Origin of the sequence: Haemophilus parainfluenzae (assembly GCF_003252795.1) — a bacterium.
Lineage (GTDB): Bacteria > Pseudomonadota > Gammaproteobacteria > Enterobacterales > Pasteurellaceae > Haemophilus_D > Haemophilus_D parainfluenzae_K.
Window position 1 is genome coordinate 346778 of sequence record NZ_QEPQ01000001.1, and the last position, 20307, is coordinate 367084.

Below are 20307 nucleotides of genomic sequence, written 5' to 3' on the forward strand. Positions count from 1 at the left end.
TAACTAACTGATTGTAAGTGGGTTTCAAATGGAATTTCTTATCAGCTTTTTTACCGATTACGGTTATTGGGCGGTGCTATTTGTTCTGATTATTTGTGGTTTTGGTGTACCTATTCCAGAAGATATCACGCTTGTCTCCGGCGGTGTAATTGCAGGGCTCTATCCTGAAAGTGTCAATTCCCACTTAATGTTAGTCGTGAGTATGATTGGCGTACTTGCCGGCGATTCAACCATGTACTGGCTTGGTCGTATTTACGGCACACGAATTCTTCGTTTCCGCCCAATGCGCAAACTAGTAACCTTAGAACGTCTCAAAATGGTACGTGAAAAATTTGACCAATACGGCAACCGCGTATTATTTGTAGCTCGTTTCTTACCTGGTTTACGTGCACCAATTTACATGGTTTCTGGTATTACCCGCCGCGTCAGCTACACCCGCTTTGTATTAATTGATTTCTGCGCCGCAATTATTTCCGTGCCAATTTGGGTTTACCTTGGCGAATTTGGTGCGAAAAATTTAGATTGGTTACACGAGCAAATTAAAAAAGGCCAACTTGTTATTTATATCCTAATCGGTATTTTAGCCCTATTCCTATTTTGGAAATGGAAAAAAACGAAGAAATCCAAAGCTAACTAATCTCATATAATTCAATAAAAAGTGCGGTAAAAAACAACATCGTTTTCTACCGCACTTTTTTTCATTCCAACTAAACTTTAGCGGCTAAATACCGTTCCACTGTATCCACAATCGCTTGAGTTTGCGGATCAATTTCAATATTTACTAAATCGCCAATTTGGCGTTTGCCGATAAGTGTTCTATGTAAGGTTTCAGGGATTAAATTCACGCAGAATTCATCATCTTTTACTTCACCAATAGTGAGACTGATGCCGTCAATCGCAATAAATCCTTTTGTTAGGATATATTTCATCACGTCTTTAGTTGGTAATTTAAACCAAACCTGACGATTGTTTTCGCTTTCGATAATTTGTGAAACGCTCGCAGTGCAGTAAACGTGGCCGGATAAAATATGTCCACCAATTTCTGCGCCCATTTGCATTGCGCGTTCGATATTCACAAAATCTCCTGCTTTTAAGCTGCCGAGATTGGTGATGCGCAAAGTTTCCTGCATTAAGTCAAAGCTCACAAGATCATCGTGAATTTCAGTCACCGTTAAGCACACGCCGTTATTCGCCACGGATGCACCGATTTCCAAGCCTTTTCGCATTTCAGCTGGTAATTTTACGATCTGTGTTCTAAAATTATCGCTGTCTTTAATTGCATAAATTTGGGCGATGCCCTGTACAATACCTGTAAACATTATTATTCCTTCATTAAAAATTTTTCCAATATTATAGCAAAATTTATGAATTCTCGTCTTTTTTCTCAATACCGTATTGATATTCAAAAACTTATCCGAATTGCGACACCTATCGGTCTTGCCCAGTTAGCTCAAACTGGCATGGGCACCGTGGATGTGATTATGGCAGGGCGTGTGAGCTCGGCTGATGTAAGCGGTGTCGGTATTGGTGCCTCCATTTGGCTACCTTTGGTGCTTTTCGGTCAAGGCTTATTACTCGCCTTGCCACCAACAATTTCCTATTTAAATGGATCTGGGCAGCGCCATCGCATTGCTCACCAAGTGAGACAAGGCCTTTGGATTTCATTTTTAGTGATGATTCCCCTTGCACTCATCATCTATCACAATGATTTCATATTACAGTTTATGAATATGGATGCCCACATGGCAGATGTGACGATGAATTATTTGCGTGCGATGGTGTGGGGCTTGCCTGCCTATTTATTGCTGATTAATTTCCGCTGTTTGAATGATGGCATTGCTAAGACCAAACCGGCCATGGTGATTACCTTCATGGGGTTAATGCTGAACATTCCACTGAATTATATGTTTATTTATGGCAAATTTGGTGCACCGGCATTAGGTGGTGTCGGTTGTGGTGTGGCAACGGCCATTGTCAACTGGGCGATGGCAATCTTGATGATTAGCTATTCTGCCAAAAACTATAACGAACGTAGTTTGAAAGTCTTTGAAAAGATTATTGAAAAGCCAGACATCAAAACACTGAAAAAATTGACCGCACTTGGCTTGCCTATTGCCATTGCGCTGTGCAGTGAAGTCTCACTCTTTGCATTAAGTAGTTTATTACTTTCCCCATTAGGCGCAGATGTGGTCGCCAGCCACCAAATTGCCTTAAATACTAGTGCCGTAGCCTTTATGTTCCCAATGTCTATTGCCATGGCTGCAACCATTTTAGTGGCGCAAGAACTGGGTAATCATGCACCACAAAAAGCCAAAATCATGGCTCATGCAGCTATTATTCTTGGCTTGATTGTGGCAAGTGTATTGGCGTTGGTGATTTGGGTATTTAGTGCAGAGATTGCCGCATTAATTGTAGGCGATAATGCCACCGTTATTGCTCTTTCAGGCAGCTTATTAGCGATGGCAGCGATTTATCAATTTTCAGATTCAGTGCAAGTCGTCGTGAGCGGTATTTTACGTGGCTATAAAGACACTAAAATTATCCTTTATATCACGTTACTTGCTTATTGGGGCGTAGGTATCCCTGTTGGTTATATTCTTTCCCGCACGGATTGGATTGTTCCAAGCATTGGCGCAAAAGGTTTCTGGGTCGCGTTTATTATTGCATTAACCATTGCTGCAGCTTTACTCTTTATGCGGATGCGAAAAATCCAATCACAACCTGATGAAGCCATTATTCAACAGTTAGAAAGATTGAAATAGTTAAAGTAAAAAGTGCGGTCGAATTTGACCGCACTTTTTATTCTTGAATTTAAAATTAGATGCTTTTTAAACTTCTCTATACCCTTCATATTCCCAATCAAAATATTTTTGTAACTGAATAACAATATCATCCCAGGTTTCCCCTGATATACTATTTATCATGAGTGACAAATAATTTTCTATGTCATCTAATGTTTTCAGAGCAACAACCATTCCTTTATTTATCACCAAGACCTTTTCTCTTTGCACCATTCCTACATTAAAAACATTAGTATAAAAATAGTCACTCCCAGAATTTCCTTTTGTTCCTATTGCTAATGTTAAATTTAAGCAATAAGCTGGCTTAAGAACTAGTAAGGATGCCTCATCCCTCGTTGAAAAGCCATAATCAATCCATTTTAAATCAGCTATAAGCATTTACTTCCCCTATGAACTCTAAACTATACGTTTTATAAATGAAAACTTATCAACAAGCAATTAAAAACTAACATCAGAAAATTTATGCCATTTAAAAGTAAAAAATAATTTGTACAGAGTACTTTCAAACACAAATATAAAGTGCTCCATCATGCTATTTTGTTTTTTTTTAGTCGTTAGAAATATAATAGGAAGAATGAGGATATGAAGTTTCAAACTTGCTACTATTGACTCTTTTGCTAGAAGAACATAATTTATGTTCTTAACTACTGCATCAAATTGTACATAAAAAATAGCCACAAAATAAATCAAAGAAAAAACAAGAATACTAGTAAAATATCCAAAAACATATTTCATTATTCTATTACCTTTGAGCCAGTCATATTCTCAGTGAAAAAATCATATTTTCTCTATTGAAGATAAATTCAATCTAATCTATTACTCCAGTAAAAAATAACGCTTTATCCAGTAAACTAATTGTGTTAGTAATGTTAAAATAATCGCTCTTTTAAAAATAAAATAAAATTACTCATTCCCTCACTATTTTTTAATTTATCAATTAATAGTATAAGTTTTCAAATAATATCATCAAAAGTTAAAAGTATAGGCAAGTTTAACTACACTTCATACTATTCCTTTGCCCATGGTCTTTTATAATCATGCATTTCGATATTTTTAAGACACATATTTTTCAATATAGCTTCTCCGAGTTGATTGTTTAGTTCATCTGATAAGGAGTACTCTGATAAAAAGGTTTCTAGATTAAAGAATTTTTCAAAATCAATTTGATAATTAACTGTATATCTACCAGTTCCTCTTCCTTTTAAACCTAATTCACTTAACTTCTGATATACTCTTCTATCATTACCCCATCCAGAATACCAAGCTTTAGGAAGTTCAAAAGCAATCTCCCTAGGAATTGCATAGCAATTAACATCAATAAATGATTGAAAATTATTGAGATTATATTCTAAAACTGTACTTCTCTCCCCTATTTTCAGATCAAATCTAATAAAGCCTTTAGCACTCCAATACCCTAATGACTCTAGATCATCTAAACAAATAAAACGCCCATCCGATAAATAAAATGCCCGTAAAGAATAAGCAAAATCAGCACCTAAAGCAATTTCATGAACCAAACTTTCTATATGGTCCTTCCTTACCCAATTATCATCATCTAAATAACAGATTATATCTTCTGATACTAAGAATGGAGCAATTGCATTAATTGAACTATTAAACATTTGATTTTTACCCGTATTCATTGGCAAATAAATAGGAATAACATCCGGATATTTATCTAAAATAGTTTTCGCCTTATACCGAAAGTCTTCTCCATCTACAAAAATATAATGCTTACATGGGTAAGATTGATTTTTGATACTTTCAATTGTTCTCTCTAACTCATCACGGCCAATTGTTGCAGTAATTACAGCTACAGTTAGTTGATTAGTTTGCTGGTTAATTAGTTGATTCATTGATATATTCCATATTACTATCACATCATATTATCAAAATTTAGTTAATTTTAACCGCACTTTTGTCTTTTACATCACCACCACATCAAACTGTTCTTGGTTGTAGTACTGCTCGGTTTTAACTTGAACTTGTTTGCTAATGAACATTTCTATCTCTGGCAATAAACCGTGCGATTCTTCTTTGATTAAGTAATCTGCCACGGCTGGAGAGGCATAAACCACAAATTGTTCACTCGAGAATAAGTGGTTAACGCGAATGATCTCTCGCATAATTTCATAGCATACCGTTTCGACGGTTTTCACACGCCCACGACCTTGACAAGTTGGGCATTCATCACACAAAACGTGTTCTAAACTTTCGCGTGTGCGTTTACGAGTCATTTCCACTAAACCAAGTTGAGTAAAACCATTTACATTGGTTTTTACGCGATCTTTCGATAGAGCTTCTTCCAAGGATTCAATCACGCGATTGCGATGCTCATCGGTTTGCATATCAATAAAATCAATAATGATAATACCGCCTAAATTACGCAGTTGTAGCTGCTGTGCAATGGCTTTAGTGGCTTCAATATTGGTGTTAAAAATCGTTTCATCTAAATTTCGATGACCAACGAATGCACCGGTATTGATATCAATAGTCGTCATGGCTTCAGTTTGCTCAATAATGAGATAGCCGCCTGATTTTAAATTCACGCGTTTTTCAAGTGCATTTTGAATACCACGTTCTACACCATAAATATCAAAGATCGGCTGACTTCCCGTATAAAGCATTAATTTTTCACTTAATTCAGGCATAAATTCATCGGTAAATTCTTTAACTTCGTTAAAACAAAGTTTGGAATCAATATGAATTTTCTCTAAATTAGCACCAATAAAATCACGCAAAATACGTTGTGGTAATGCGGGTTCGCCATAAATTTTAGAACGGGTTGGATATTTGCCTTTACGCTCAAGCACTTTACGCCATAAACGTTTTAAAAATTCCGCATCTTGGCGTAACTCTTCTTCTGTTGCGCCTTCGGTGGCGGTACGAATAATAAAGCCGCCTAACTCATCACAAAAAGGCTCAACAAGCGCTTTTAATCTTGCGCGCTCTTCTTCACTTTCAATGCGTTGTGAAACACCAACATGGCTATTTTCCGGCATAAAGACGAGATAACGAGAAGGCAATGTAATATCGGTAGTTAATCTTGCACCTTTAGTGCCCAAAGGATCTTTTACCACTTGTACCACGATATCCTGCCCCTCGCGGACGAGTTCAGAAATGCTTTTTGCTCGGAATTGCTTTTGTTCGTTCACATCCACACACTCGGTATGTGAGACAATATCGGAAGCATGTAAAAATGCCGCTTTTTCTAAACCGATATCCACAAACGCGGACTGCATCCCCGGTAAAACACGGGTTACTCGCCCTTTATAAATATTCCCCACGATGCCACGTTTGGCTTGACGTTCAATATGAACCTCTTTTAAAACACCCGTTTCCACTAGCGCAACGCGGGTTTCATTGGGCGTAACATTCATTAATAATTCAACAGAATTCATTTTTTCGACCTTAGTTTTAATGGTATAAGTCTATCGAAAAGGAAAATAGAATAATAGACCCAAATAAGGTAAAATATGACCTTTCTCAAATTTTCATGACTTTTTTTGGGGTATTTAATGTTTGGTTTAGACCCAACACTTATTACTTTTAGTATTTATATTTTCGGCATGATTTTAATCGGTGTCCTTGCCTATTATTATACAAACAACTTATCCGATTATATTTTAGGCGGCCGTAAACTCGGAAGTTTTGTGACCGCCATGTCTGCAGGCGCATCTGATATGTCCGGCTGGTTATTAATGGGCTTGCCAGGTGCGGTGTATGTGTCTGGACTGGTTGAAGGTTGGATCGCCATTGGTTTAATCCTCGGAGCTTATTTTAACTGGTTACTCGTAGCTGGTCGTTTACGGATCTATACCGAATTTAACAACAATGCACTCACATTACCGGAATATTTCCACCATCGCTTTGGCACATCACATAATCTCTTAAAAATTGTGTCTGCAACAATCATCCTAGTATTCTTCACCATTTATTGTGGTTCCGGTGTGGTTGCAGGGGCGAAATTATTCCAAAACCTATTCTCAGTCGACTATTCCACCGCCATTTGGTACGGCGCATTAGCGACCATCGTCTATACCTTTATCGGTGGATTTTTAGCCGTAAGCTGGACGGATACCATTCAAGCTACATTAATGATTTTTGCACTGATTTTAACGCCTCTCTTTATCTTTTTAAGTTTGGGTGATGCATCACAATTTACTGAAGTGCTACATCAAGCAGAAATCGCAGCAAATAAAGACTTTACCGATTTATTTAGTTCTACTACACCATTAGGTTTATTAAGTTTAGCGGCTTGGGGCTTAGGTTATTTTGGTCAACCGCATATCCTTGCGCGCTTTATGGCTGCTTACTCGGTGAAATCTCTCATTAAAGCACGCCGCATCAGTATGACATGGATGGTGATTTGTCTTGCCGGTGCAATTGGTATTGGCTTCTTCGGTATTCCTTATTTCTTTGCTAACCCCAATGTAGCTGGCGTGGTAAATAATGAACCAGAACAAGTCTTTATTGAACTGGCTAAATTGCTCTTTAATCCATGGATTGCCGGTATTCTACTCTCTGCGATTTTAGCGGCAGTAATGAGTACACTTTCCGCTCAATTATTAATTTCTTCAAGTTCTATCACTGAGGATTTTTATAAAGGTTTTATTCGTCCAAAAGCTTCTGAAAAAGAATTAGTTTGGCTAGGTCGTGCAATGGTTTTAGTTATCGCGGGCATTGCGATTTGGATTGCACAAGATGAAAACAGCAAAGTATTAAAACTCGTTGAATTTGCCTGGGCGGGCTTTGGTTCTGCATTTGGTCCTGTCGTGCTTTTCTCCTTATTCTGGAAACGCATGACTTCATCAGCAGCGATGGCTGGCATGGTTGTCGGTGCAGTGGTTGTCTTTGCTTGGAAATCGGTGATTCCTGAAACCAGTGAATGGTTTAATGTCTATGAAATGATCCCAGGATTCATCCTTGCTAGCTTGGCGATTATTGTGGTTTCTCTCCTTTCCGCAGAACCTGAAAATGAAGTTAAAGAAACCTTTGAGAAAGCAGAAAAAGCCTATAAGGAAGCAAAATAATGATTGATTTTCGTCCTTTTTATCAACAAATCGCCACCACGAATTTATCTGCTTGGCTAGAAACATTGCCTTTGCAGTTAAAAGAATGGGAAAAACAAACCCATGGTGATTATGCAAAATGGTCAAAAATCGTGGACTTTCTCCCTGATTTGCAGGCAGATACTATCGATTTAAAAAATGCGGTGAAATCTGACCGCACTTCCCCACTTTCAGAGGGCGAAAAACAACGTATTATCCATCATTTGAAACAATTGATGCCATGGCGAAAAGGACCTTATCATTTATTTGGTATTCACGTGGATTGTGAATGGCGTTCTGATTTCAAATGGGATCGTGTTTTGCCTCATCTTGCACCATTAAAAGATCGTACCATTTTAGATGTGGGCTGCGGTAGCGGCTACCATATGTGGCGAATGGTTGGTGAAGGCGCAAAAATGGTCGTTGGTATTGATCCTACTGAGCTTTTTCTTTGCCAATTTGAAGCAGTTCGAAAATTACTAAATAACGATCGTCGAGCTAACTTAATCCCATTAGGTATTGAAGAAATGCAACCACTTGCGGCATTTGATACCGTGTTCTCAATGGGCGTGCTTTATCATCGTAAATCACCGCTCGATCATCTCTCGCAGCTAAAAAATCAATTGGTAAAAGGTGGCGAATTGGTGTTAGAAACCTTAGTGGTTGATGGTGATGCCAATACGGTCTTAGTGCCCTCAGATCGCTATGCAAAAATGAAGAACGTGTATTTTATTCCTTCCGTTGCCGCACTCATTAATTGGTTGGAAAAGGTCGGTTTTACTAATGTGCGTTGTGTGGATGTCGCCACCACGACATTAGAAGAACAGCGTAAAACGGATTGGTTAGAAAATGAAAGTTTGATTGATTTCTTAGATCCAAACGATCACAGTAAAACCATCGAAGGCTATCAAGCCCCAACTCGCGCAGTGATTTTAGCCAATAAATAATGGTTTAAATAAAAAGTGCGGTCAAAAAATTCCATGTTTTTTGACCGCACTTTGCTTTTTTATTTTAAAGCAATATGTACCGTAATCTCTTCACGATCATGATACAAATGCTTCGCCTGAATATCAAATTCCAGTTCTTTTTCTGCGAACATCACCGCAAGATTTTCTAAACACAACATCACTTCTTGATAACGTTTTTTCATTGGCAATTTCAAATTGAAAATAGTTTCTCGGCACCAGCCGTTAATTAACCATTTTCCAATTAAATTCGCAATTCGACTTGGTTGCTCCACCATATCACACACAAGCCAATCAATATGCTTACGTTTTGGTGGTTGGAATTTAAATCCATCTTCCGGACAGTGCTCAATTCTGCCGGTATCATGCAAACTTGCCGCCATTTTGCCGTGATCAACCGCATACACAAATAAACCACGTTTCACTAATTGATAGGTCCAGCCGCCAGGGCAAGCACCGAGATCAACACCAACCATATTTTCATTCAAACGTTTACTTTCTTCATTTCGAGGAATAAAGGTTAAAATCGCCTCTTCCAATTTTAAAGTTGAACGGCTTGGTGCATCCGCTGGGAATTTTAAACGTGGGATTCCCATAAAGTGGGTGGAGTTATTACCAAGATAGGAATACCCCACATAGCAACAATTCGGCTGCGTGAAAAAACAATGCAAAATCTGACCGCGCTTTACATTCGGTTTGCCTTGTAACCAACCTTTCTTTTTCAACGCTTGGCGCAACGGCACGGTAAATTTTCGGCAAAATGTCGAAAGCTCCTTGGCTTCATTCGTATCTGCTGTTTCAACAAATAGCTCTACTGCTTGCTTAAGATTAATGTCTTCTGCAATTCGTTCATATTGAGCCAAAATTGGCGAAATACGATCTTGAGGATCTAGGTTTTCTAAGAGATCTGACACAACGATCATTTGACGTGCAAAAATCAAACGATTAAAAGGGATTTCTCTCGCTAAACGATCTGCATCACCTGGTTGATAGCATTCAAAAATGACATAGCCGCTGTTTTCTACTACGCGAGCAAAACCAAATACGCCACGCTCAGAAGCTCGGTCGGTAATTTCTGCGGCCACTTCTTTTTCAAAGCCAATTCGACAATATAAGGCTAATTTATTCATATTTTCCCTAATTTTATTGAATCTTTAATCCACGTTCTAAAGGCTTGAATCTGTTCATCATCTAAACGATCTAAATGATTGACTACATAGAATGATTTCGGATCCCGTAATTCGGTTGGTAACACAATTTTCAGATGACCATTTTCAATTTCTTGCTGAGCCAAAATACGATTAGCCAGCACGATACCCTGACCATGAACGGCAGCTTGTAATGCCATAAAGGTATGGCTAAATAATGGACCTTGCTGAATATTCAAATCATCTAATTTGAGATAATCTGCCATCGCTTGCCAGTTATCTCGAGTATGTGTGTGAATCAGCGTGTGCTTTTTCAAATCATCTGGACGGCGAACGGGAATTTTCTCAAGCAATGAAGGTGCCGCCAAAATCACTAAGTTTTCTTCACCTAACCGATCGACTTGTAAATTTTCCCAATCACCTTTGCCATAATAAATGGCAATATCAATTTCTTTATTTAATAAACCTTCATCTTGATCCACGCCCTTCAAGCGTACTTCAATTTCAGGGTGTTGCTTATTAAAATCACTCAAATGTGGCACAAGCCATTGAATACCAAAGGTTTGTGGCACACTAATTGCCAAATGTGGCTCTGCTTTAAGTGTTAATAAACGTTCAGTCGCTTCATTTAATTTTCGCAAAACTTTGTTAATATCAACAAAATAGGCTTTCCCAAATTCTGTCAATTCGAGTGAACGATTTTTACGTATAAAAAGCTCAACACCTAAAAAATCTTCTAATAATTTTATTTGATGGCTCACTGCGGCTTGTGTCACAAAAAGTTCATCCGCAGCTTTTGTGAAACTTAAATGTCGTGCAGCTGATTCGAAAGACTTCAATGAATTCAAGGGAGGCAAACGTTTATACATAATTCTTCCCAACGGCTAAATTTTAGTTTATAATGATTAAGATCTAATTCGGATTAGTTTTTTTTATGCGTCAAATAAAAAAACATCATTTGTCCTTCCATCACCTTCTACCTACAATACACCCATACTTAATGATTGGTAATTCCTTACAAGTTAATGAGTTTCAGACTTAAGTATGATGTTGTGTTTGCATATAGTTCGGTTCTCCGAACTGGAGTAACAATTAAGTTACTCATTTACTTCCTGTATATATTAAACCATTCTGGTTAAGCGCTGCTCATTTCGAGCGGCGTTTTTTTATTTCCGCATTCTAACATAAGCAAAATTTTATTTCCTGACCAACTTCACAAATTTAAAAATCCAATAAAAATTTTGAGAAATCACAATATTTTTGTGTTTAAAGGTTTTCATAGTTGCCGTTATGGTGTAGATTAACTGCATTTCCATTCATAAAATTATTTATACAAATTAAGGAAGCAAAATGAAAGACTTAGACTGGAACAATCTTGGATTTAGTTATATCAAAACAGATTATCGCTTTATCGCACATTGGAAAGATGGTAAATGGGATGAAGGGAAACTTACCACTGATAATATGCTACATATCCACGAAGGTTCAACTGCAATTCACTACGGTCAACAATGCTTTGAAGGCTTAAAAGCCTATCGTTGTAAAGATGGTTCAATCAACTTATTCCGTCCTGATCAAAATGCAAAACGTATGCAACATACCGCAGATCGTTTATTGATGCCTCAAGTGCCAACAGAATTATTTATCCGTGCTTGTAAAGAAGTAGTAAAAGCAAACCAAGAATGGTTAGGCCCTTACGGCTCTGGCGCGACATTATATTTACGTCCATTCCTCTTTGGTACGGGGGCTAATATCGGTGTAAAAACTGCACCTGAATTTATTTTCTCTGTATTCTGCTGCCCAGTAGGCGCATATTTCAAAGGTGGTTTAGCACCATCTAACTTCATTACGACTGATTACGACCGTGCTGCACCTATGGGTACAGGTGGTGTAAAAGTGGGTGGTAACTATGCAGCAAGTTTGCTTCCTCATGAACTAGCCGCAGAACAAGGTACACCAGAACGTAAATTTGCAGACGCGATTTACCTTGATCCTAAAACTCACACTAAAATTGAAGAAGTAGGTGCGGCAAACTTCTTTGGTATCACCAAAGATAATAAATTTATCACGCCTGCATCTGAATCTATTTTACCAAGTATCACGAAATACTCATTACTTCACATTGCAAAAGAACGTTTAGGTATGGAAGCCATTGAAGGCGATGTCTATATTGATCAACTTGATCAATTCGCCGAAGCGGGTGCCTGCGGTACTGCCGCAGTGATTACGCCAGTAGGTGGTATTCAACACAAAGGTAAATTCCACGTGTTCTATTCAGAAACTGAAGTAGGCCCTGTTACACGTAAACTTTACAACGAGCTAACCGGCATCCAATTCGGTGATGTGGAAGCACCTGAAGGCTGGATTGTAAAAGTAGAATAATTTTCCTTTCTATTAACAAATCGAGATTCATTTAATTCAAGGACTAAGTTCTGTCACTATAGGACTTAGTCCTTTTAATTTTTACACGCTTTGTATAACGTATGTTTCAGTAGAAATACCTCATTAATAATATTTAACTCACGCCAAAATACTTCAAAATCAACCGCACATTTCCACTTTTATTGTGTGCCTATATTTCAAATTATGATCTTCATCACAGTTTTATTCAAACAGATCGATTAGAATAAAATTGTCCATTTTTTCAAGCAAATAAGGAAGAAAAATGATGACTCCCTCTGCACTTATAGGCGAAGGAATTAACCTGATGTTTTCAGGGATGGGTTTTGTATTGGTCTTTTTGCTCATTTTAATTTGGGCTATTGGAGTGATGTCTAAACTTATCAACCGATTCTTTCCAGAACCTCAACCCGAACCCAAAACTTCCCAAAATTCAACCGCACTTTCTGCGGCACCTACTGACGATTTTGAGCGGTTACGTCCTGTGATTGCAGCGGCTATCGCACACCATCGCCGTACCCAACAGTTCAAATAAAATAAGGATTTTACCATGGCTAAAAAAATTAAAATGACAGAACTGGTGCTTCGTGATGCCCACCAATCACTTTTCGCAACGCGTTTGCGTCTTGATGATATGTTACCAATTGCTCATGAATTAGATGATATTGGCTATTGGTCGTTGGAAGCTTGGGGTGGTGCAACATTTGATAGCTGTATTCGCTTTTTAGGTGAAGATCCTTGGGTTCGTTTGCGTGAATTGAAAAAAGCTTGTCCAAAAACCCCATTACAAATGTTATTACGTGGTCAAAACCTATTAGGCTATCGCCACTATGCTGATGACGTGGTAGAACGTTTCGTGGAACGTTGTGTAGCGAATGGTATGGATGTTTTCCGCGTATTCGATGCGCTCAATGACCCGCGTAATATGAAAGCAGCGTTGCAAGCAGTACGTAAATTTGGTGGCCATGCTCAAGGGACATTAAGTTATACCACCAGCCCTGTACATACTATGTAAACCTGGCTTGATACGACTGAACAATTGCTTGAAATCGGTATCGATAGCTTAGTCATCAAAGACATGTCCGGTATTTTAAATCCAATGGCAGCTGCAGACTTAGTGCGCGAAATCAAAAAATGTTTCGACGTAGAATTGCATTTACACTGTCACTCCACCACTGGTATGGCAGAAATGGCGCTATTAAAAGCGGTTGAAGCAGGTGTAGATGGTATTGATACGGCAATTTCTTCTATGTCAGGTACTTATGGTCACCCTGCAACTGAATCCCTTGTCGCCACCTTACAAGGTACTGAATATGACACCGGTTTGGATATTCCTCGCTTAGAAAAAATTGCTGCCTATTTCCGTAATGTGCGTAAAAAATATGCCAAATTTGAAGGCCAATTACGCGGTGTAGATAGCCGTATTTTAGTGGCACAAGTGCCAGGCGGTATGCTCACCAACTTGGAAAACCAGTTAAAACAACAAAATGCATCCGATAAATTAGATTTAGTATTAGAAGAAATCCCACGCGTGCGCAAAGACTTGGGCTACATTCCACTCGTTACACCAACCTCTCAAATTGTTGGTACACAGTCGGTTATTAACGTTCTCACTGGCGAACGCTACAAAACCATTGCGAAAGAAACTGCCGGTATTTTAAAAGGTGAATACGGTAAAACACCTGCACCGGTAGATAGCGCGTTGCAAGCTCGAGTATTAGAAGGTGCGGCACCAGTAACAGACCGTCCAGCCGATCACATTGCGCCTGAAATGGCGAAAATTGAAGCTGAAGTTGCTGAACAAGCTAAAGCGAAAGGCGTGAAATTGGCAGACAACGCTGTGGATGATGCTTTAATCGTGGCGCTCTTCCCGCAAATTGCGTGGAAATTCTTAGAAAACCGCAACAACCCAGCCGCCTTTGAACCTGCTCCAACCGGCAATGAAAGTGCGGTGGAAAATAAACCTGTTTCTAAAGCTGCACCATCTGCTTCTGGCTCTGCGGTTTATACCGTGGAATTGGAAGGCAAAGCCTTTGTGGTAAAAGTAAGCGAAGGCGGTGATATCTCTCATGTGGCGACTACTGCTCCTCAAGCTGCGCCGCAAGTGGCTCCTGCTCCAGCAACCGGTGGTACACCAGTAACGGCGCCGATGGCGGGTAATATTTGGAAAGTTGTTGCAACAGAAGGTCAAACCGTAGCAGCTGGCGATGTATTATTCATTCTCGAAGCCATGAAAATGGAAACCGAAGTGAAAGCTGCACAGGCTGGTACCGTACGTGGCATTTGCGTCAAAGCCGGTGATGCAGTCGCCGTAGGTGACACCGTGATGACCTTAGCATAAGGAATAGTCTATGGAGAGTATTATTGCGTTAATTAAAGGGATGGGTATATTCCATCTGCAATGGGGGCAAGCAGTAATGATCGCTGTGAGCTTGCTGTTGCTGTGGCTTGCTATCTCGCGCAAATTTGAACCTTTGCTGTTGCTACCAATTGGTTTCGGCGGATTATTATCCAATATCCCTGAGGCTGGTCTTGCTATGACAGCATTGGAGAATTTGCTTCATCTCGGCTCACCAGAACAAATTGCTGTAATCGCTTCGCAATTGGGTGTACCACCCGATCCAGCCTTGATAAAGGCAGCACTAAATTCTGCGCCGATATCGATGATAAATCAATTAGAAGCGTTATCTGTGGATATGGGTTATAGTGCTGGTATTTTAGCATTGTTCTATAAAGTTGCGATCAGCTACGGCATTGCACCATTGGTCATTTTTATGGGCGTAGGTGCAATGACAGATTTTGGTCCGCTATTAGCCAATCCGAAAACATTGCTACTTGGTGCCGCTGCTCAATTCGGTATTTTCGCTACCGTACTCGGTGCGCTAGCCTTAAATTATTTCGGTATTATCGAATTTACGCTACCTCAAGCCGCATCTATCGGTATTATCGGTGGTGCAGATGGTCCGACTGCAATTTACCTTACCAGTAAACTCGCACCTGAATTGCTTGGCGCGATTGCCGTAGCAGCCTATTCCTATATGGCATTAGTGCCATTGATTCAACCACCGATTATGAAAGCGTTAACCACAGAAGAAGAACGCAGAATCCGCATGACGCAAATGCGCCATGTGAGTAATCGTGAAAAAGTCTTGTTCCCGGTGATTTTGCTGTTGCTCGTTGGTTTACTCCTACCGGATGCTGCCCCATTACTCGGGATGTTCTGTTTCGGTAATCTCATGCGCGTTAGCGGTGTGGTAGAACGTTTAAGCGACACCACACAAAACGCCTTAATTAATATCGTGACCATCGTGCTTGGCTTGTCAGTGGGATCTAAACTGATTGCGGATAAATTTCTACAACCGCAAACATTAGGCATTTTAATTCTTGGTGTAATTGCTTTCGGAATCGGTACAGGTAGCGGTGTATTAATGGCAAAATTGATGAATAAATTCAGCAAAAACAAAATTAACCCGCTCATTGGTTCTGCTGGTGTATCTGCCGTTCCTATGGCAGCTCGCGTTTCCAATAAAATCGGATTGGAAGCAGATAACCAAAACTTCCTACTCATGCACGCCATGGGTCCGAACGTTGCCGGTGTAATTGGCTCGGCCATTGCCGCTGGGGTCATGTTAAAATATGTCGGTACGTTGATGTAAGGTAAAGATGCTGAAAAACACCTAAATGAGGTTCATTAAATAACAAAAAGAGCGGTCAAATTGACCGCTCTTTTATTTATTACGATTTCCTTTAGTTAATCAAACTCATCGCCAGGTTCTTCGCACCTTTGAAATCCACTTTACCACTTCCTAACATCGGAATTTCATCCACTAAGAAGACTTGGCTTGGGAGCATAATCGGCGGTACATTTAATCCTTTAATGCGTTCATTGATCTCATCTAAAGAAAGCGCAGACTTGATTAAAAGCACAATACTCTCGCCTTTTTTATCATCGCTCAAGGCAACGGCAACAAATTGATTTTCCTCATCAAATACTTGTGAAAGTTTCTCTTCCACGCTGCCGAGACTGATCATTTCGCCGCCTACTTTAGCAAATCGAGAATAACGATCTACAATGGTAATAAAGCCGTTATGATCGATATGACCTTTATCGCCGGTTTTGTAATAACGTACACCGTCAATTTCAACAATCACTTCTGCTGTTTTTTCAGGGGCATCCAAATAACCTTTCATGACTTGTCCACCACCAATCAAGATCAAACCGTCTTCACCGACTGGTAATTCTTGCAAGCTTTCTGGATCCACAATTTTGATAATGGTACCCGGTAATGGCATACCAACTGTACCGGCTTGATTGAAGGTAAATTCCTGTAAGGTTTCCGGATCCAGTAAATTAGGCATATTGACACTAGCTACAGGTGCTGTTTCAGTTGCGCCATAACCTTCGTAAATTTCCAAGCCAAATTTAAGTTTGAAGGCTTCTTTTACATCTGCTTTCAATTTTTCGGCACCCGCAATAACCATGCGCACGTTTTGTAGCATTAACGGATGGAATTTCTTATTGCGTACATACAATCTAAAGAAAGTTGAAGTACCAAATAAAATACTCACCCGATGTCGAGCACACATTTTTCCTACTGTCGCCCCATCTGTTGGGTCCGCCACACTCACCATTTTAATCCCTTCACACAATGGCAATAAGGTTGTCACGGTTAAGCCAAATGAGTGGAAAATTGGTAAGGAATTCAAAATCACATCATCTTTATGGAAATTTAATAATTCACCGATCTGTTTTATGTTCGTCAGTAAATTTTTATGGCTTAATTCAATGCCTTTCGGATCACCTTCACTACCACTACTGAATAAGATGGTTGCATTATCTTCCAAGCTTACGTCTGCAAAGTAACGTAATTTAATCCACCATTGTGGCGCTAAAAACGCCGTTAAAAATGACCGCACTTTATTCGCTTTAGTAATCGATTTTCCTAAATTTTCCATAAAGAGGGCTTTATCAGCCACCACTTGGCTAAAGTCAAAACCTTTTGTGTTCAATTTATCCAAGAATTTTTCAGAGGTAATGACTTGCGAAATGTTGGCTTTTTTCAACGCTTTTTCCATCACTTCAGGGCTTAGCGTGTAGTTTAAATTTACTGGTACTCTGCCCATCACCATTAAGGTCATATTGATAATTGCCCCGATTGATGAACTTGGTAATAACACACCGACATTTTTTTCATTCCCTAAAGCGACTTTCAAGGTTTTCACAAACATCAATACTGCAGCAATAAATTTCAGGTTATTCAGTTTGGTACCTTGTGCATCCACCGCGGCTTCTTTGAATAAATTCGATTTTGCCGAATTCAACCAATGGTGCATCAGCGGTTTACGTTTACTCATGACTTTTTCCCATACGGAGAAAGAAAGTTCGAGTACTTTTTGCTTCATCGCTGTCGCATCAATAAAGCCATGAATGGGTTTACCAAATGCTACTAAAATTTCACGTTTACCTTGGCGTTTAGTTAAATTCTTATAGAAAGAATCGGCACGAGAGAAGCTGCTGCCCCATAATCCACGTAAATAGAACGGAACCGTTGTGACATTCTCTAAATCTTTTAATACGTGCTCAAAGCCTTTTTGGAACTCATTGATTTGACCGTTATAGCTGATATGACCTTCTGGGAATAACGCCACCACTTCACCACGCGCTAAATATTCACGAATAGTTTCAATAGATTCACGGCTTGAGCCTCCACCAATTGGGATCACTTTGAAAATACGGAAGAACCAAGTGAGATACCATTTGTTGTAAATCGGACGATACATCACAAATTTAATCGCACGCGGGCTAGCCGCTTGTAACACCAACCAGTCAATCCAGCTAATATGGTTACCTAATAATAGAACTCCTCCACTTTGTGGAAGATTTTTTAACCCCTCCACATGAAAACGGTAATTTGCTTTTAACGCAAAGAGCAAGAATAAACGCGTAAATAAATGGGGTACTTTCGACATGGTATATAAACTTGCAGCAAAACATGCAGCAGAAGTCACTAAGAATAAACCTTGAGTCGAAACATTAAGTTGTACAAAAACAATGCTTAATAGCAAAAAGACCACCATGAACACGTTTTGCACAAAGTTGTTACCCGCCATAATTTTGCCGCTGATTTTCTCAGGTGCGAAATACTGAATCGTTGCATTCAATGGCACGATCAATAAACCGCCAGAGAAACCAAAAACAAAAGAACAAAGTGCTAATACTACTCCACTTTGAGCTAGGGTTAAGAAGAATAACGACACACAAATACCCAACGCACCAAGCGGAACAATACCTAACTCAATATGCAAACGAGAAGCACGTCCTGCAAGATATGAACCAAGCGCAAGCCCTATTCCACTCACCGCAAGAATCGCTTGAATGACAACAGCATTATCTTCATTGAACATCGCTTTATAATGCGCAGGGAATGCCGCCACAATAATTTGTGACACGCCCCAAAACAGGCTTAATCCAATAACACTCAACCAAATATTTTGATCTGCTTTTAATGTGCGAACATTATCTTTTAAATACCCTAAAGAAAGGTATTTTCTCATATCAAACTGACCATCTGTATTCTCAGCTTCTTGCTTAAAGAATGGGATTTTAAAAGCAAAATAGGCTTCTAATGCACTCAGCAATACTAACGCAACACCTATCACCCAAACACTTTGTAATACTTCATTCGGATCATCTGATGCCACATAATGTGCTTCAAAGAAGAAAGAAAATGCAAAAGAACTAAACAGAATGGCCACAATGGTGAGCGCTTGAATCACACCATTTGCCATACCGATATTCTCAGTGCCCACAATCGATTTAATAATGCTGTATTTGGCTGGAGAATAAACCGCACTTTGCGCTGCCAAAATCAATGTCAGTACAAAGGAAATAGCAAACATTCCCGTCATATAACTCAATAAAATCCCCGCACTGATCGCCACTGCCGCTAAACTGCTATAACGAATCACATTGGTGCGAGAAAATTTATCGTTAATAAATGCCGAAGGGGAAAATAAGAAAATAAACGGTAATAAAATCATCGCATTAATTAATGCCGTTAAAACCACCAAACTCTCGCCTGAAAAACTTTTCAGCAACACATTTTGAATGGTAATTTTATGTGCTAAATCCACACTGGCATTAATAAAGGCAATGGCTAAATAAGGCACAAAGCCAGCATATTTTAAGAGTTTCATTTCGCACTCTCCGCTTGATAAAGATTAAAGGTTTTCATATTCAAGAGATAAGGTTTCAACACCAACAATAAATCAAATAAATGTTTTAATTTTTCATCTTTTTGTTCGCTATTGGCTAATGCCGCTAAAGTCACATTCACCTCTTTTTCCGCTAACATTTTCGCAGCAGCTAAATAAGCTTTCACCACATCCATTTCAGCTACATCACAACGAGACAAGATCGCCAAAATATCACGTTCTTTTGCGGTAAAAATACCTTCGCGAGGATTCAATAATCCTTCTGCTACCATGTCTTCGATTTGCTGAGTAGAAAGATGAAACTCTTCAGAGAGTTGCTCGACTGAAAACATTTCATTTTCAGCCCCCATGATGATATCCAATAATCCAATAAGGCTTTCATAAGGATTATTCCAATCAAAACGAGGATGAGCAAAAAGTGCTTTAATTTGTGAAATCGTTGCATTGAAATTGCTTTGTAGATATTTAATAAAACTGAGCAACTTCACACAATGTTCATCATAGAGATGAAAATTCGGTTTATCTTTCACCGGCTCTGGCAACAAACCTTCTTTCACATAGTACAGCACCGTGGATTTTGGTGTCTGACTAAGCTTAACCAAATCATTCATTTTTAACATAAGGATTTCCCTCTAGGTTGATTTGTTGTGTATTGTAGCGTATAAAAACAAAAAGTAAATAGTGTTGCTTTACACTTTTAATTGGATTTAATAAAAAAGTTGCTCAT

General features: G+C 39.2%; 15 protein-coding genes and 1 pseudogene. 8 read left to right on the top strand and 8 right to left on the bottom strand.

Features of this window, described 5'->3' with window-relative positions; translation table 11 throughout:
• Positions 1–28 precede the first annotated feature (28 nt).
• The gene (locus DPV81_RS01650; RefSeq protein WP_111386397.1) at positions 29–637 is read left to right on the top strand and encodes a DedA family protein; all 609 of its coding nucleotides are present in this window, start codon (positions 29–31) and stop codon (positions 635–637) included.
• 70 nt (positions 638–707) lie between these two features.
• On the opposite strand, the gene DPV81_RS01655 is transcribed toward DPV81_RS01650, so the two are convergent.
• Complete coding sequence (locus tag DPV81_RS01655) at positions 708–1319, bottom strand: riboflavin synthase subunit alpha (protein WP_111386399.1); 612 nt, start codon at positions 1317–1319, stop codon at positions 708–710.
• A 45-nt stretch (positions 1320–1364) separates the two neighbouring features.
• On the opposite strand from DPV81_RS01655, the gene DPV81_RS01660 reads away from it, so the two are divergent.
• Positions 1365–2762 carry an MATE family efflux transporter gene (locus tag DPV81_RS01660; RefSeq protein ID WP_111386401.1) on the top strand — a complete coding sequence of 466 codons (1398 nt, stop codon included), beginning with the start codon at positions 1365–1367 and terminating at the stop codon, positions 2760–2762.
• A 66-nt stretch (positions 2763–2828) separates the two neighbouring features.
• On the opposite strand, the gene DPV81_RS01665 is transcribed toward DPV81_RS01660, so the two are convergent.
• The 3 genes from DPV81_RS01665 to rng all read right to left on the bottom strand — a co-directional run bounded on the left by DPV81_RS01665 (position 2829) and on the right by rng (position 6202).
• The gene (locus DPV81_RS01665) at positions 2829–3179 is read right to left on the bottom strand and encodes an Imm8 family immunity protein (protein WP_111386403.1); all 351 of its coding nucleotides are present in this window, start codon (positions 3177–3179) and stop codon (positions 2829–2831) included.
• Between the two features lie 629 nt (positions 3180–3808).
• Entirely contained in the window at positions 3809–4657 is an 849-nt protein-coding gene (locus DPV81_RS01675) for a glycosyltransferase (protein ID WP_111386407.1), read from the bottom strand.
• A gap of 69 nt (positions 4658–4726) precedes the next feature.
• Positions 4727–6202, bottom strand: a complete 1476-nt coding sequence (gene rng, locus DPV81_RS01680; RefSeq protein ID WP_049365968.1) for a ribonuclease G — start codon at positions 6200–6202, stop codon at positions 4727–4729.
• A gap of 117 nt (positions 6203–6319) precedes the next feature.
• Here rng and putP point away from each other — a divergent pair, with 117 nt between their 5' ends.
• Positions 6320–7834: a sodium/proline symporter PutP gene (gene putP / locus DPV81_RS01685; RefSeq protein WP_049368956.1), complete on the top strand. Its 1515-nt coding sequence runs from the start codon at positions 6320–6322 to the stop codon at positions 7832–7834.
• The gene (gene cmoB, locus DPV81_RS01690; protein ID WP_111386409.1) at positions 7834–8799 is read left to right on the top strand and encodes a tRNA 5-methoxyuridine(34)/uridine 5-oxyacetic acid(34) synthase CmoB; all 966 of its coding nucleotides are present in this window, start codon (positions 7834–7836) and stop codon (positions 8797–8799) included. The genes putP and cmoB overlap by 1 nt, the downstream gene beginning before the upstream one ends.
• Positions 8800–8858: 59 nt before the next feature.
• Here the strand turns inward: cmoB and rlmM are convergent, their stop codons facing one another.
• Entirely contained in the window at positions 8859–9947 is a 1089-nt protein-coding gene (rlmM, locus tag DPV81_RS01695) for a 23S rRNA (cytidine(2498)-2'-O)-methyltransferase RlmM (protein ID WP_111386411.1), read from the bottom strand.
• Positions 9944–10834, bottom strand: coding sequence for a transcriptional regulator GcvA (gene gcvA, locus DPV81_RS01700; RefSeq protein ID WP_111386413.1), 891 nt, complete (start codon positions 10832–10834; stop codon positions 9944–9946). Before gcvA ends, rlmM begins: the two co-directional genes overlap by 4 nt.
• Before the next feature lie 481 nt (positions 10835–11315).
• On the opposite strand from gcvA, the gene DPV81_RS01705 reads away from it, so the two are divergent.
• The 4 genes and pseudogenes from DPV81_RS01705 to DPV81_RS01720 all read left to right on the top strand — a co-directional run bounded on the left by DPV81_RS01705 (position 11316) and on the right by DPV81_RS01720 (position 16021).
• A complete protein-coding gene (locus DPV81_RS01705) occupies positions 11316–12347 on the top strand; it encodes a branched-chain amino acid aminotransferase (RefSeq protein ID WP_111386415.1) in 1032 nt (343 codons plus the stop codon).
• 286 nt (positions 12348–12633) lie between these two features.
• On the top strand, positions 12634–12900 hold the full coding sequence (locus DPV81_RS01710) for an oxaloacetate decarboxylase subunit gamma (protein ID WP_049370319.1): 267 nt from the start codon (positions 12634–12636) through the stop codon (positions 12898–12900).
• Between the two features lie 15 nt (positions 12901–12915).
• Positions 12916–14706: pseudogene (gene oadA / locus DPV81_RS01715) on the top strand (sodium-extruding oxaloacetate decarboxylase subunit alpha).
• A gap of 10 nt (positions 14707–14716) precedes the next feature.
• The gene (locus DPV81_RS01720; RefSeq protein WP_111386417.1) at positions 14717–16021 is read left to right on the top strand and encodes a sodium ion-translocating decarboxylase subunit beta; all 1305 of its coding nucleotides are present in this window, start codon (positions 14717–14719) and stop codon (positions 16019–16021) included.
• A 91-nt stretch (positions 16022–16112) separates the two neighbouring features.
• On the opposite strand, the gene DPV81_RS01725 is transcribed toward DPV81_RS01720, so the two are convergent.
• Both DPV81_RS01725 and DPV81_RS01730 read right to left on the bottom strand, forming a co-directional pair.
• Positions 16113–19562 carry an acyl-[ACP]--phospholipid O-acyltransferase gene (locus DPV81_RS01725; RefSeq protein ID WP_111386419.1) on the bottom strand — a complete coding sequence of 1150 codons (3450 nt, stop codon included), beginning with the start codon at positions 19560–19562 and terminating at the stop codon, positions 16113–16115.
• The gene (locus DPV81_RS01730; RefSeq protein ID WP_111386421.1) at positions 19559–20200 is read right to left on the bottom strand and encodes a MerR family transcriptional regulator; all 642 of its coding nucleotides are present in this window, start codon (positions 20198–20200) and stop codon (positions 19559–19561) included. The genes DPV81_RS01725 and DPV81_RS01730 overlap by 4 nt, the downstream gene beginning before the upstream one ends.
• Positions 20201–20307 lie beyond the last annotated feature (107 nt).